General features: G+C 37.4%; 10 protein-coding genes and 1 tRNA gene. 2 read left to right on the top strand and 9 right to left on the bottom strand.

What is annotated here, in order from left to right; translation table 11 throughout:
- Positions 1-184 precede the first annotated feature (184 nt).
- Positions 185-1,525 (top strand): MFS transporter, encoded by a 1,341-nt coding sequence (locus LE179_RS01215; RefSeq protein WP_374128552.1) that lies wholly within the window; start codon positions 185-187, stop codon positions 1,523-1,525.
- Positions 1,526-2,042: 517 nt separating this feature from the next.
- The gene (locus tag LE179_RS01210; protein WP_374128551.1) at positions 2,043-3,227 is read left to right on the top strand and encodes a carbohydrate porin; all 1,185 of its coding nucleotides are present in this window, start codon (positions 2,043-2,045) and stop codon (positions 3,225-3,227) included.
- A gap of 55 nt (positions 3,228-3,282) precedes the next feature.
- Here LE179_RS01210 and LE179_RS01205 read toward each other — a convergent pair whose 3' ends face one another.
- From LE179_RS01205 to LE179_RS01165, 9 genes are all read right to left on the bottom strand, one after another.
- On the bottom strand, positions 3,283-4,869 hold the full coding sequence (locus LE179_RS01205) for a CTP synthase (protein WP_374128550.1): 1,587 nt from the start codon (positions 4,867-4,869) through the stop codon (positions 3,283-3,285).
- 17 nt (positions 4,870-4,886) lie between these two features.
- Positions 4,887-6,251, bottom strand: a complete 1,365-nt coding sequence (purF, locus tag LE179_RS01200; protein WP_374128549.1) for an amidophosphoribosyltransferase — start codon at positions 6,249-6,251, stop codon at positions 4,887-4,889.
- 645 nt (positions 6,252-6,896) lie between these two features.
- Entirely contained in the window at positions 6,897-7,088 is a 192-nt protein-coding gene (locus LE179_RS01195; protein WP_374128548.1) for a hypothetical protein, read from the bottom strand.
- A 320-nt stretch (positions 7,089-7,408) separates the two neighbouring features.
- The gene (locus tag LE179_RS01190) at positions 7,409-8,545 is read right to left on the bottom strand and encodes an alanine--glyoxylate aminotransferase family protein (RefSeq protein WP_374128547.1); all 1,137 of its coding nucleotides are present in this window, start codon (positions 8,543-8,545) and stop codon (positions 7,409-7,411) included.
- A 10-nt stretch (positions 8,546-8,555) separates the two neighbouring features.
- Positions 8,556-10,952 (bottom strand): endopeptidase La, encoded by a 2,397-nt coding sequence (lon, locus tag LE179_RS01185; RefSeq protein WP_374128546.1) that lies wholly within the window; start codon positions 10,950-10,952, stop codon positions 8,556-8,558.
- A complete protein-coding gene (gene clpX / locus LE179_RS01180) occupies positions 10,949-12,199 on the bottom strand; it encodes an ATP-dependent Clp protease ATP-binding subunit ClpX (protein WP_374128545.1) in 1,251 nt (416 codons plus the stop codon). The genes lon and clpX overlap by 4 nt, the downstream gene beginning before the upstream one ends.
- A 67-nt stretch (positions 12,200-12,266) precedes the next feature.
- Positions 12,267-12,875, bottom strand: a complete 609-nt coding sequence (locus LE179_RS01175; protein WP_374128544.1) for an ATP-dependent Clp protease proteolytic subunit — start codon at positions 12,873-12,875, stop codon at positions 12,267-12,269.
- Positions 12,876-12,998: 123 nt separating this feature from the next.
- On the bottom strand, positions 12,999-14,339 hold the full coding sequence (tig, locus tag LE179_RS01170; RefSeq protein WP_374128543.1) for a trigger factor: 1,341 nt from the start codon (positions 14,337-14,339) through the stop codon (positions 12,999-13,001).
- Positions 14,340-14,695: 356 nt separating this feature from the next.
- Positions 14,696-14,777: transfer RNA gene (locus LE179_RS01165), tRNA-Leu, on the bottom strand.
- Positions 14,778-14,799: the final 22 nt, after the last annotated feature.

Raw genomic sequence — 14,799 nt, 5'->3', positions numbered from 1 at the left:
TCGTATTATATAACCGATATACCTGCGGTTGAAAGAAAAGATAAAAAAATGATAAAATAAATTAAAGGCATATATATAATTATTAATGATAAATTAGGTGACTTAGACTTTTTTATCATTTAAATATGTCTAATAATCTAAACTGCAGAAGCATTGTAGGCGTACAAAACGGGAGACGATAAAAATGTTATCAAAATTCATTAATTGGATAAAGCCTCTACCGGATGCGAAAAATCCACTTACAGATGAGAAACAAATTGCAAAACAATATAAACATTGGCGCATCAGAATGTTTTTGGGAATGTACGTGGGTTACGTAATGTACTACTTTACACGAAAGAATCTGACTTATGCAGCGCCTTCTATAATGAGAAAATTCAATATTTCAATGCTGGATTTAGGCATTGTGAGTTCAACATCATATGTAGCATACGGCATCGGCAAATTTATAAGCGGCTTACTCGCTGATAAATGCAATATAAGAACTTTTATGGCAATAGGACTGATAGGATCTTCTTTAGTTAACCTTTTCTTCGGTTTTCTTCCATCTCTGCCTCTGCTAACTTTATTCTGGGGGATAAACGGAGGACTGCAGTCTATGGGGTTTCCGCCGGTGGCAAAAGGACTGGTATATTGGTTCTCCCCAAAGGAAAGAGCAACTAAATGGACTTTGTGGTCATCCTCTCATACAGTTGGTACTTCACTGGGAGGAATAGCGACTGGTATTTGTATAGCAATAGGAGGCTGGCATGCGGTTTTTTATATACCGGGCATAGTCGGAATAGTGACAGGCACAATTCTGCTCTTTACTTTGACAGACAAACCTTCATCTATAGGACTACCGCCTATTGACGTCTATCACAAGGACACAATGCCGGTAAAAAGACAAAGTGGTCTTTCCCATTGGCAGCTTTTAACTAAATATGTTTTCGCCAATCCGTTTCTTTGGTCACTTGCGATAGCTTATATATTTATATACTATATCCGTTTTGCAACGCTAGACTGGAGCACCGTATTTATGGAGACCAGAGGCATAGAGAACGCACGCGCAGCTTTTCTGCTGTCAACTATGCCATTCGTCGGCACTCTAGGCGGCATATCGTCCGGTTGGATTGCAGATAGATTTTTTAAAGGACGTTGCACGCCGGTCAATCTCATATATTTATTCTGTTTGATTTTCTGTTTACTGGGCATGTATCACTTTATTCACGCTACAACACCAACATGGATTATGGTATTATTTCTATCTTTAGTCGGCTTTTTTGTAGACGGTCCGCAAAACCTTGTGGGAGGAGTACAGACATCTCGTCTTACAGTACAGGAGTCTGTATCTGCCGCTTGCGGTTTCACTGGAATGTTCGGATACGGAGGCGCTTTTATGTCGGGCTTTGGCGTAGCCTTGCTTGTTGCGAAGTGGGGCTGGCACGGATTTTTTGTGTCCTGTATCGCATCTTGTATACTGGCAATGTTCTTTATAAGCTTGACGTGGAAGAAAGAAGCTGTGCTCAACAAAAAGTCATCTTGAAAAGCTCGAATTGAAAACAAAGTCGCAGGTTATACAATGAAACACCTCGAATACGCAAATGAATACATAAAATATCTCGAGTGCTATATGAGTGTATAAAATGTTCTTGATGGTGGCATTTAATTTAAGGCATTTCAAACAGTATCATCGAGGCAATAAGAACAAGAAGAGACAATCTGTCATGTATAGGTGACCCGCACACATCTTTCTAACTGACAGTCTATTTTTTAGGAGAATTCTTAAAAATATGAAAAAATTAATAATATTTAGGAGTGAGTTCTTTTTAACAGTTGAGAAATGAGACCAAGAATATGCCAAGCTTACCATAACCAATATACAACGGCGGATAAAACGGAGAAAACAGAAACCGCGCTGTCCAAATATCCTTAAACGCAGTGTTCCCATCTAGATAGTAAGGCAGATGAGGATGCCAGATAAACCGATAAAACAAATTGGAGGCGACAAAGACGACCCATTTTATAAGTTTTGACAATTGACAATCAAAATGAAAAAACTAATGAAAAAAAAAATGGCAGTTTTAGCAGCGGTAGCGCTTACGGTGGGCGTGAGCAGTGCGGCATTTGCTATGGAATTGTTTGGAACTCAAGTTACGGGAGAATGTACATTTACTCTACAGAGAATGCCTGACGTAATGAAAGCCTCTACGACGGAATATAAATCTACTCTACAGATAACGCCTGACGACGTTAAAAATTACATAGACTTAATTAAAGCAACATTTGCATTTTCTTTAAAACTCACAAAAGAATTTGAAAATAATGGTAAACTCGTAGTGCGTTTTAAAGGGGGGGAAGGAAATGGACTTAACGGTAATTTAGAAACGTATTCAAAAATAAACGAATCCGCTGACCCAGGTGCTTTCATAAAAAATACTGAACTATTCTATCAGCAGTCTTTTTTAGACAATAAATTTATCGTTAACTTCGGTAAGTTTGGTGTGGGGGCTTATTTTGCCGACAATAATTATACTTCACAGTTTTTGACTGGAGCTTTCTCAACTGATAAAACAATTAGCATTTCCCCCTCACTTCTCGCTCTAAGATTAAACTACGCCGCAATAACTGATATTAGCATTGATTACGCCTATTTTACCTATTTTTTAACAAAAGCTTCTCCTGGACCCGATAAAGGACTAAGTATCTTGCAGGTTACATATAAACCTCATGAAGGTGGAAATTACAGAGTATATGTGTGGACGAACAACGCATATCATCGTTCTTATCGGTCTTATGAAATGAATAGAAAATACTATGGGACTTGCGGTATTGGCATAAGCGCAGATTACGCAATAAATGAAAGAGTCGGCGTATTTGCCAAAATTGGACACAAAAATCCTTATGTCGGAACTATAAACGATAGAGAACACGCTGAAAGTCCCTCGTTTAATCTTCCTCCACCGTCAACATTATGGAATGTCGGCATTCAGGTAAAAGACTTAACAAATAATGCATTAGGGTTTGCTATCGGACAAATATCCGGAGATTGTGTCTTAAAAAGCAATAACATAGATAATTTTAAATACGGCAAAGAAACGCAGATAGAGTTGTATTATAAACATAAAATAAATAATAACATTTCTATCATTGCGAATTTACAGTATTTAGCGAACCTTAAGGGCGGAAATACATCTTACAACCACGATACAGTTGTCATCGGTATAAGAACTCTTATCGCTTTCTAACTTTTTCCACAATAGATTTTGTTTTATAAGTAAACAATGCAAGATAGAGTGTTTTTCATTTTTCAGCATTTTTTAACGCTGCATCAATAAAACCTTTAAAAAGAGGATGGGCTTTCATCGGTCTTGAGCCAAACTCAGGATGAAACTGCACTCCTACGAAAAACGGATGGTTTTTCATCTCTATAATTTCAGGAAGCATTCCTTTGTGGTATGCGCTTACAAAAAGTCCAGCTTTTTCCAATATATCTATAAATTCAGGATTCATTTCATATCTATGTCTGTGTCTTTCTTCGATTTCCACGGTTTTATATAAATTATATGCCAATGTATTTTTCTTTACTTCAGACTTGTAATTTCCAAGCCTCATTGTGCTGCCTCTATAACGTATATTTTTCTGTTCGTCAAGAATTTTTATTACGGGATATTTCGTGTTTTCATTAAATTCCGTAGAATTCGCACCTTTAAGCTCCGCCAAATTTCTTGCTACCTCTATGACGCTGCATTGCATTCCCAAACATATTCCTAAGAATGGAATCTTATTTTCTCTCGCATAAGTTATCGACTCTATCTTACCTTCTATGCCTCTGCTGCCAAATCCGCCGGGAACTAAAACAGCATTGTAACTTTTTAATTTTTCAATCAAGTTTTTATCTTCGGCTCCTAAATAATGTACTTCAGCTTTTGCACTTAATTCCGCCGCAGCGATATTTAAAGATTCGTCAATAGATTTGTAAGCGTCTTTCAAATCCGCGTATTTTCCTACGACGGCAATTTTAACTTTCTTATTAAATCTAGCGGCGGCTTTTATTTTTGCGAACCACGTTTCATCAAATTTCTTTTTAGGTTTTATGTTAAGTCTTTCTATTATCAGAGAATCGACATCCTGTCTATACAGAGCTTCTGGAATATAATAAATCGACGGACTGTCTAACGCCTCAATTACATAATCTTCTTTCACATTACAAAAAAGCGATATTTTTCTCTTCAATGATTCATCGAGCCTGTGTTCCGTTCTGCATATTATCATATCGGGAGAAATGCCTATCTCTCTCAATTTATTAACCGAATGTTGCGTAGGTTTCGTTTTCAATTCGCGCGCGCCCGCAATATATGGAACAAGAGTGACATGTATACTAAAAATGTCTTCTTTTTTATTTTCAAGTTGAAACTGTCTTGCGGCTTCCATAAAAGGGAGACTTTCAATATCTCCAACAGTCCCTCCGATTTCAATTATCGAAATATCGCAATCATCTTTTAGCGCTGCAAAACGCTTCTTTATTTCGTCTGTAATATGAGGTATGACTTGAACAGTAGCTCCGTCATAATCTCCCATCCTTTCCATGTTGATTACAGTTTGGTAAATATCACCAGCAGTATTCGTATTTGCTTTGCTTGTATAAATATCTAAGAATCTCTCGTAAGTTCCTAAATCCAAATCTGATTCTGCACCATCTATCGTCACAAAAACTTCGCCATGCTGATAGGGATTCATCGTTCCCGGATCCACGTTTATATAAGGATCAAACTTTATCATACTGACTTTAAAGCCGTGAAGCTGCAAAAGTTTGCCTATGCTCGCACCAGAAATGCCTTTGCCTAAAGAACTTACAACTCCGCCGGTAATAAAAATATACTTTGCCATCTATAACAGTTTCCCTTTTACACATTCATTGAAATTTTCGTAGGATACTTCCCGGTAAAGCATGCTGTGCAGAAAACGTCGTTTTTTTTGTTACCGAAAGAACAAGCCTTAACAAGATTTTCTAAATTTAAAAAGGTTAAACTGTCAATATCCAAATATTTTCTTATTTTTTCCACAGAATTATTTGCAGCTATCAAATGTTCTTTGCTCGGGGTGTCAATTCCGTAATAACACGAGTCGGTTATAGTCGGACAGGAAAGGGCAAAGTGTATTTTCTTTGCTCCGGCGTCTTTTAAAATATTTATTAATCTCTTTGAAGTGGTTCCTCTTACTATTGAATCGTCAATAAGCACTATTTCTTTGCCGCTTACAACTTCCCCTATAGGTCGAAGTTTAAGCATTGCCGTTAAATTTCTTAAGTTTTGCGACGGTTTTATAAAAGATCTGCCGACGTAATGGTTTCTCATAAAACCGTTTTCAAAAAGTATGCCTGACGCCCTTGAAAATCCTAGTGCTGCAAAATAACCGGTATCGGGAACGGGCATAACAATATCAGCTTTTACACCTTTCATCTGTTGCGCAAGATATTCTCCCATTTTAACTCTCGCTTCTTTCACAGTTTGCTCAAACACTATGCTGTCAGGTCTTGAAAAATAAACCTGCTCAAAAATACAGGTGTTTTGTTTTTTAGGTTTCTTATATATAAAAGATTCTTTAATCTGCCCGTTTTCTATGACGATAATTTCGCCGGGACTTATATCCCTTATGTATTTGCCCCCTATAACTTCAATCGCAGCACTTTCCGAAGACATTACATATGAATTGCCTATTTTCCCTAAAACTAAAGGTCTAAAACCATTATTATCTCTCACGCCTATCAGAACTCTATCTTTAAGGATTACAAGTGAAAAGGCGCCTTCAAGTTTACGAACTGAATTTGCAACTATATCCGTAAGACTTCCTTTAGACATTGCGATCAGATGAAGCAGTATTTCGGTATCAGAAGTGTGGTTAAAAATTGCACCTTTTTTCAAAAGCATTTCTTTTATTTCAAAAAAATTCGTAATATTGCCGTTATGCGCCACAGAAATATTTCCGTGAATGCAACTTATCTGGAAAGGCTGGGCGTTTATTAAAGAACTCTTTGAAGAAGTCGTATAGCGAACATGTCCTATAGCAGCAGTCCCAGGAAGTTTATTCAATAAAATTTCTTCATTGAAAATTCTTGAGACAAGTCCCATAGCTTTAAAAGTTCTCATCTTTTCTTTGCCGCTTATCGTAATGCCGGCAGACTCTTCCCCTCTATGCTGTAAAGTAAGAAGTCCCGCTGAAGCTAAAACAGCAGCATTTTTATTGTTTTCAACGCCAATTATTCCACACATAGATAGTTGCCTCTTATTGTTATATAAAAAATTAAAAACGCCGACTTCTGTGCGTTTCTAAGCACATATCGGGTTTATTTTATTTCGTTTTTAACTTTGAAAACTAAAGAGCAGTTAACTAACAGTAACATCGTATTTATATAGTACATTTAAACTGATGTTAATTCAAGTAGAGATTAAGGAATAGAATTATGAATATGACCTTTTTGGCGCATACGATATCTCTTATTCTGAGCTTCTAACCGGCTCATAGACGCTTTTAAGATAAGATTTCGCTTTCAACTAAGACGCCGCTCTGCTTTATTGCCGCTCTTTCAAGAGCTACAATGAAAGATTTTAAATGCTGTTTTCGGTACACTAAAGAGTAAAAATAACAATCAATATGCTAAAACTGTACAAATGACAAGACAATTAAAAAGTCATAAAAACTCCTACTTTCCAAAACAAATACCCATCTATTTTTTAGTATTATTCTCAACCACAGCATCCACACGATAAGAAATACAATTTAAATAACAAAATACGGCAAAATCGGAAAAACAAAATAAAACGCAACCAAGTATGCTTAAAATCTTTTGTCGAAAAAATACTCTTTAAACTAATTAATAAAAGGATTCGTTTTTCTCTGTATGAAAATACTTCTTTTCATGGTAAACCTATCTCGCTTTCTAATTCGTCTATCCTGCTTTCTAATTTGTTTATCTTGCTTTCTAATTCGTTCAAAGCAGAACCTATAATATTAAAAACTTGCGTATAATCAGGAGCAAGTAAAGAAATGATAAATTTTAAAACAAAATAACCAACAACAACAAAAATAACAATACTAACAATACTCATAGCAAATTCCTTAATTAAAGAATTTTAACAATAGACTAAAAATAAACAACTAAACTATTCAAATGTTTTGGTGACAACAATTATTTTAAATGACAGATTTTTATCAAATTTACGTATTATTCAGATATGTAATTAAAATTGACGAGCGTTTTAATAGATAAGACTCCAACTTTTTGCTAATCTAATTAATCGCATTTTAACATTAGATATCGCTTTATCGGGACATTCTAATTCTCCGTACTGCTCCAAACTTTCTCTTTCCCCTCTATTTTCTCTGCAAAAAAAAGAAAATATCATTTTCACTTTCAACTTTTTACTTTTTACATCGCCTCTAGCAGCACTTTTTCAACAGCCGCCGCCGCCTTTCCTTTTTCAATTTTCATGCCAAGTTCAATTAATACCATTTCAAGACATGTAAAACCTACAAGTAAGTCGGCTTTACCTATATAGCCCATATGCGCAAATCTTATAATTTTACCTTTCAAATCGCCCTGTCCGCCGGCAATCGACACGCCGTATTTTTCTCTCAAAGTCTCAACTATCTCAACGCCAATTTCAACAGGAACCAAAGCGCTCGTAACAACTTCACACGGAGCCTCGCCGAAAAGTTCCAAACCTAGAGCTTTCATTCCGCTTCTTGCGGCTTTCGCAAGGAGTCCGCATTCGTTCCATATATTTTCTAATCCTTTTTTCCTTATAAGTCTTATCGACTCCTGAAGAGCAACGATAAGAGTTATCGGCGGAGTAAAAGGAGTTTCGCTTACAGCGTAAAATTTTTTATATTTTCTAACATCAAAATAGAATTTCGGAAGTTTTGAATTCTCAACAAGTTTCCAAGCCTTATCGCTCAACATTATAAAAGCAAGACCCGGAGCAAGCATAAAACCTTTCTGCGAAGCGGAGACCATTGCATCAACTTTCCACTCGTCCGCCCTAAACTCCTGACCCACAAGTCCCGAAATTGCATCGACAACTAAAACGGCGTTTGTCTTTGAAACTATTTCGCCGATGGTTTTAATATCATTTGCAACGCCCGTCGATGTCTCGACAAATGTCGTATAAACAGCCTTGACATTAGGATTTTCTCTGAGTGCTTTTTCTATTTCGGCAGGCTTTACGGCTTTTCCCCATTCGACGGAAACAGAAACAACTTCCATTCCGTATTCTCGCGCTATTTCTATCCATCTACAGCCAAAAATCCCGCAGCTTGCAACTATAATTCTATCTCCCGGACTTAAAAGATTTGCAACAGTCGCTTCCATCGCACCTGTTCCCGAAGAAGCCAGCGCGTACACTTCATTTTCAGTCTGAAAAATATATTTTAAACCTTTAGCAATGTCCCCATAAACTGCCGCAAACTCGCCCGTCCTGTGATGAAATACCGGCAATGCTTCCTTAAGAGCAATCTCAGGAGGAACTGGGACAGGTCCCGGCGTCAGAAGGTAATGTTTCGTCATATTCCATTTCCTACGTTCTTTTGTTCATTTTTATGCTTTTTCTATCTATGGGGATCTGTTCTATCGTCAAAGAAATTACCTCATCCATATGGGAAACAGGTATCATATGTAATCGTTTTCTCACGTCTTCAGGGATATCAACTAAATCTTTTTTATTGCTTTCAGGAAATAACACCGTCTTTATTCCTTCCCTATCAGCGGCAAGAACTTTCTCTTTAAGCCCGCCGATACCAAGCACCCTACCTCTCAAAGTAACTTCTCCGGTCATTGCAATTTTCTTTTTTATAGGCTTATTCATGCATATCGAAGCGAGAGCTGTCGCCAAAGCAATTCCTGCGCTCGGTCCGTCTTTCGGTACCGCACCTTCAGGCACATGTACATGAAAGTCTGTACTTGAAAACATACTTTCATCTATTGTCAGTTTTCGCGATGACGAACGGACATACGTCAAAGCGGCTTGTGCGGATTCTTTCATAACATCACCTAGCTTTCCCGTGAGAACCAAAGAATTCTTGCCCCCCATCTTATTTACTTCTATCGTCAGCGTTTCACCGCCGAATTCTGTCCATGCAAGTCCCGTTGCCACACCGATATCATTTTCCGCTATTTTCTCCCTTTCATAATAAGCTACACCAAGATATTTATTCAGATTTTCAGGCGTAATTGTTATCGACTTCAACTCTTTGTTAAATTCAAGCTCTTTGGCAACTTTCCTGCAAAGATTTGCAATTTCTCTACTTAAATTACGGACGCCCGCTTCATGCGTGTAGTTTTTAATAATAGCGTCAAGAGTGCCGTCCGCAAAAATAAACTCTTCCGGCTTTAATCCATGATCTTTTATCTGTTTAGGAACTACAAAACCTTCAGCTATATGATATTTCTCGACATCCGTATAACTGGAAAACCTTATAAGTTCTAATCTGTCAAGCAAAGTGATGGGAATATTGTTTAAAGTATTTGCTGTTGTTATGAACATAACATTTGACAAATCAAAATCCACATCAAGATAATGATCGCCAAAAGCATAATTCTGTTCCGGATCCAAAACTTCAAGCAGTGCCGAGGATGGATCGCCCCTCCAGTCAGAACCAATTTTATCTATTTCATCAAGAATAAATACGGGATTGTTCGACCCCGCTTTCTTCATCGACTGTATAATTTTACCGGGCATTGAGCCTATATAAGTGCGCCTATGCCCTCTTATTTCGGCTTCATCTCTTACGCCACCCATTGAAATTCTCACAAAGCTTCTTCCAAGACTTCTTGCGACGGATTTCGCAATAGAAGTTTTACCCACTCCGGGAGGTCCGATAAAACAGAGGATAGGACCTTTTATTTTCTGCACTCTTGATAAGACCGCAAGATATTCCAAAACTCTATCTTTAACCTTCTCAAGCCCATAGTGATCCTCGTCTAAAACTTCTTTAGCTCTCTTTAAGTCCAAATTGTCAGAAGTCGATTTCTCCCATGGCAAATCCAATATCCATTCAAGATACGTTCTTATAACCGTAGCTTCCGGAGACATCGGCATCATCTTTTCAAGTCTCGCTATTTCCTTATCCGCGGCACTTCTTACAGTCTGCGGCATTTTTGTTTTCTTAAGCTTGTTTTTCAACTCGTCAACGTCTTTTTGCGCATCATCTTTTTGCTTAAGCTCTTTTTGAATAGCTTTCATTTGTTCGGTAAGGTAATATTCTTTCTGCGTCTTTTCTATCTGGTTTCTCACCCTGCTTTGAATGCGTCTTTCAATATTTAATATTTCTATTTCCGTGTTAAGTATCTTGACTATCTTCTCTAAACGCTCAACGGAATTCACAAGTTCAAGAACTGTTTGTTTGTCGTTGTTTTTTATTGCAAGGTGAGACGCTATTGTGTCTGCAAGTCTTGCGGGATCCGCAATATTGCTTACGGAAACAGAAATCTCTATAGGTATTCTGGGATTTAATTTAACATACTGCTCAAAAAGACTGATAGCCTGTCTCATAATTGCTTCAACTTCAGGCATTTTTACAGTTTTCTCATCAAAAACTTTCAACCCAACTTCAATATAACCTTTATTGCTCAACTTAAAATCCGTCCACTGCGCTCTGTTTATACCTTCAACAAGAGCTTTCAATGTGCCGTCAGGCATTTTCAATATTTGAAGCACTTCGCAAATGGTTCCTATATTATAAACGTCATTAGGCGTAGGATCTTCAATTTGAGTATTTTTCTGCGCAACAATAAAAATAAGTCTGTTTGTCGCCATAGATTCTTCCAAAGCCTTGATTGACTTTTCTCTGCCTATGGCAAGCGGCAACACCATTGCCGGATACAAAATTATATCCCTCACTGGAAGAAGCGGAAGTACGTCAGGAATTTTGGGCGGTTCGTTTTTATCGCTACTGAGTCTATCCAGTTCGCTCATGCAGTCTCCTCTGTGCCTTTTTTATATATAAATTTCGGCATTTCTTTTTTTAATACGGTTTCAGCCGTAACTATGCTTTTTACGACTGAAGCATCATCTGGAATACCAAACATCGCATCAAGCAGTATATTTTCTATAATTGATCTCAAACCTCTCGCTCCTGAACCTTTTTTTAAAGCTTCATCCGCTATTTTTTCCAAAGCCTCTTTCTCAAATTTAAGTTCAACGTTTTCAAACTGAAACATTTTTTGATATTGTTTTACTAGAGCGTTTTTTGGCTTTGTTAAAATATGCACCAGATCCGCCGCCGACAAACGTTCTAACGTTGAAATCACGGGAACTCTTCCTATAAATTCCGGTATAAGACCAAATTTTATTAAATCTTCGCTTTCGACTCTGGAAAGCGCATAATCTGCATTTTTCAAATTGTCTCTGTTATCCGCACCGTCTGTTATAAAACCCAAAGTCTTTTTTGATAAACGTTTCTCTATTATTTTTTCAAGTCCGTCAAAAGCGCCGCCACATATAAAAAGAATGTCCGTAGTATCTATTCTTAGATATTCCTGTTGCGGATGCTTCCTTCCGCCTTGAGGAGAAACATTTGCGACAGTTCCCTCAAGAATTTTTAAAAGAGCCTGTTGAACACCTTCGCCGGAAACGTCTCTTGTAATGGACGGGGTATCGGACTTTCTTGAAATTTTATCTATTTCATCAATATAAATTATACCTTTTTCCGCTTTTCTTATATTAAAATTCGCATTTTGTATAAGCCTTAAAAGTATATTTTCAACATCCTCTCCGACATATCCTGCTTCCGTCAAAGCAGTCGCATCGGAAATAGCAAATGGAACGTCAAGTATTCTCGCCAGTGTCTGAGCTAAAAGAGTTTTGCCCGTTCCTGTAGGACCTATAAGTAAAATATTGGATTTTTGAAGTTCAACATCGTCTTCTGATATAGCGTCGACGGACGATTCTAATCTTTTATAATGATTATATACGGCAACAGACAAAGCTTTCTTTGCGTGATCCTGTCCTATGACATAAGCGTCAAGGAAATTTTTTATTTCGCTTGGCTTAGGCAGTTCTAAAATGGCCTCTTTCGATTCTTTTTTATTTAAATCGTCGAAAAACTCTAGCGAACGCCTCGCGCATTCTTCGCAAATATAAATATCGTTTCCCCCAATTAATTTATGAGGATAACCTCTGTTGCAGAATACGCAATGCTTTTCGCTCAAATTATTTTCCATTGTATTCCTCTGCTTCTTTGCAATCGTTGCAAATTTATTACGGCGCCGCTTTTAATTACGACTAACGCTATTTTAAACTGACCACCACTTCGTCAATAAGACCATAGTCTTTTGCTTCGTGCGCCGACATATAATAATTTCTGTCGGTGTCTTTCAATACTTGTTCTGTCGTTTTTCCAGTATGCTTTGCAATTATTTTTGAAAGTTTTTGCTTCGTATAGACAAGTTCTTTTGTTTCTATATCAATATCAGAAACCGTCCCCGATAAACCGCCGCCGTAAATTAAAGGTTGGTGTATCATTATGCGGGAATGCGTCAAAGCATATCTTTTGCCTTTTGTTCCCGCTGCAAGTAAAACAGCTCCAAAAGACATTGCCATGCCCATACAAATTGTGGTTATCGGACTTTTTATAAATTGCATAGTATCATAAACTGCAAGTCCGGCAGTAACCATCCCGCCAGGCGAATTGATGTATAAACTTATATCTTTTCCTTGATCTTCTGAATCTAAATATAAAAGCTGCGCTATTAAAACATTGGCAGAATCGGTGGTAACGGCTCCATCTTGACCTCCGACAAAAATAATTCTGTCTTTGAGAAGTCTCGAATACAAATCATACGTTACGGCAGCTCCTTGATTCCATCTTTCTATTACTGTGGGTATTAGTGACGGCACCTCTTCCTCCAAACAACGTAAATACTTGACACTTGCAAACACATCGTAGAAGTTTATGCGGTTTTCGTTAACTCGAGCTTTCCATGCAATGACAAAAGCAGCGGGTTTTGCTTTACAAAGGTTTTATTTTTCATCCCAGTCTTTCTCTAGCGGCATATCTTTTTCTTCAGTTTTGATATCTGCGCTGCCAAGCAAAAACTTGAAGAGCTTTTGTTCTTTTAACGAAAGCATCACACTTTCTTTTTTTTCCGTAAAATATTTATCAACCACATTTTCTTTACCCGGATTTGAAGTCTTCATCTTATTTTTCTCTTCCTCAATATCAGCGTCGTTTACTGCAAGATTTTCATTTGTACATATAGTATCCAGAATATAAGAAAGTCTCACTTTTCTTTCCGCTTCTTCTTTAAATTTTTCCTTTTCGAGTTCAATTTGTTCTTCAACATACTCGGCGGAAGCGCCTTGACTTTTCATATAGCTTTTCATTTTTTCAATCAAAGATTCTCTATATTTCGCAATTAAACACTGCGGAACCTCAAACTTATTTTTCTCGAGCAAATAGTCGACAATCTGTTTCTCAACGTCTATGTCCTGCCGATGTTTTTCTTTGGCTTCCATACTTTCTCTCAGTTTTGTTTTTAAATCTTCAAGATTTTCAGTTTCAATATCTTTTGCAAAATCATCGTTGAGTTCCGGAAGTTCTTTTTCTTTTATTTCAAGCACCTTCGTTTTAAATGTTACAGTTTTTCCCGCTAAAGTTTTATTGGGATAATCTGCAGGATACTCGACCTTTACATCTTTTTCGTCGCCTATTTTTGAGCCTTTTAAAGCTTTTTTAAATCCTTTAACTATGTTGCTTGAACTTAAATCGAGAATATGGTTTTTCGCCGTAATTTCAGGAAGCGCTTTGCCGTCAGCGGCAAAAGCATTATAATCAACGTAAACAAAACTCTTTTCCGCAACTTCGCCGGATTTAGAGGAAACAAGTTTTGCGTTTTTTTCTCTTAAAAATTCAAGACTCTGTTCCAAATTTTTACTAGTGACTTTAAAAACTTCTTTTTTCACCGGAATGCCTTTATAATCCTTTATATCGATTTTTGGATGGCGTTCCGCAGTAAAACGATATTTTAGAGTTTGTCCGAGTTCATAATTAAATTCTTCGACAACCGGCACATCAATCGAAGCGAACTTCTCTTTTTTAAGAGCGTTTAAAACGGTCTTTTTGATAATGTTTTCTACAGCTCTATCTTTAGCTTCGCCGACAAACTTCTGCTTGACAATACCCATCGGGACTTTGCCATGCCGAAATCCGTCGATTTTTACCTGTTGCTGTATCCAGCCAAAAGCAGATTTAATTTCATCTGTCGCAATATTTTCTGGAACTTCAACATCTACAGTTATAGAACACAATTTTTCGTCAACAACCGTGGACTTAAAATCAATTATTTTATTTTCCTGAACCATTTACTTTTCCTCTTTATTTAACACAAACACTATTTGTCATGCCGGAAACCGCGACTGCCGACTTTCTTGTCGTTATTTCCGGATAAACTCAGCCGGATATCAATAGGAATTGACATCGTTTGTTTTTTTTAGCGATAACCTTGTAAATAGGGTACAGCGCCGCTCAAATCCGCTTAAACCGACAAATTTGCACACCTTATTTAGATTTAGTAAGGCGGTAAACAACGCGGACAGGACTGAATGCCGAAAGCGGAAATAACAACACGCCTTCTCACTTCCTTTCTACTTGACTTGCGGAAAGAGAAGAAATGAAAAAGACGACATTGCTTAAGACAACAGCAAAAAACTTATGCATATGCGGACGGAGGGATTTGAACCCCCATACCTTGCGGTATATGGTCCTAAGCCATACGCGTCTGCCAATTCCGCCACGCCCGCATTTAAGTAATCAAAACAAATA

It is taken from the genome of Candidatus Endomicrobiellum agilis, from assembly GCF_020328115.1.
GTDB lineage: Bacteria > Elusimicrobiota > Endomicrobiia > Endomicrobiales > Endomicrobiaceae > Endomicrobiellum > Endomicrobiellum agilis.
Note: the sequence above shows the minus strand (reverse complement) of the source record. Positions and strands in the feature narration are given on the sequence as shown.

Coding starts and splice junctions, on each gene's coding strand:
- LE179_RS01190 (WP_374128547.1), bottom strand. CDS start 8,545: ATGACGAAACATTACCTTCTGACGCCGGGACCTGTCCCAGTTCCTCCT.
- lon (WP_374128546.1), bottom strand. CDS start 10,952: ATGAGCGAACTGGATAGACTCAGTAGCGATAAAAACGAACCGCCCAAA.
- LE179_RS01215 (WP_374128552.1), top strand. CDS start 185: ATGTTATCAAAATTCATTAATTGGATAAAGCCTCTACCGGATGCGAAA.
- LE179_RS01210 (WP_374128551.1), top strand. CDS start 2,043: ATGAAAAAAAAAATGGCAGTTTTAGCAGCGGTAGCGCTTACGGTGGGC.
- purF (WP_374128549.1), bottom strand. CDS start 6,251: ATGTGTGGAATAATTGGCGTTGAAAACAATAAAAATGCTGCTGTTTTA.
- LE179_RS01195 (WP_374128548.1), bottom strand. CDS start 7,088: ATGAGTATTGTTAGTATTGTTATTTTTGTTGTTGTTGGTTATTTTGTT.
- clpX (WP_374128545.1), bottom strand. CDS start 12,199: ATGGAAAATAATTTGAGCGAAAAGCATTGCGTATTCTGCAACAGAGGT.
- LE179_RS01205 (WP_374128550.1), bottom strand. CDS start 4,869: ATGGCAAAGTATATTTTTATTACCGGCGGAGTTGTAAGTTCTTTAGGC.
- tig (WP_374128543.1), bottom strand. CDS start 14,339: ATGGTTCAGGAAAATAAAATAATTGATTTTAAGTCCACGGTTGTTGAC.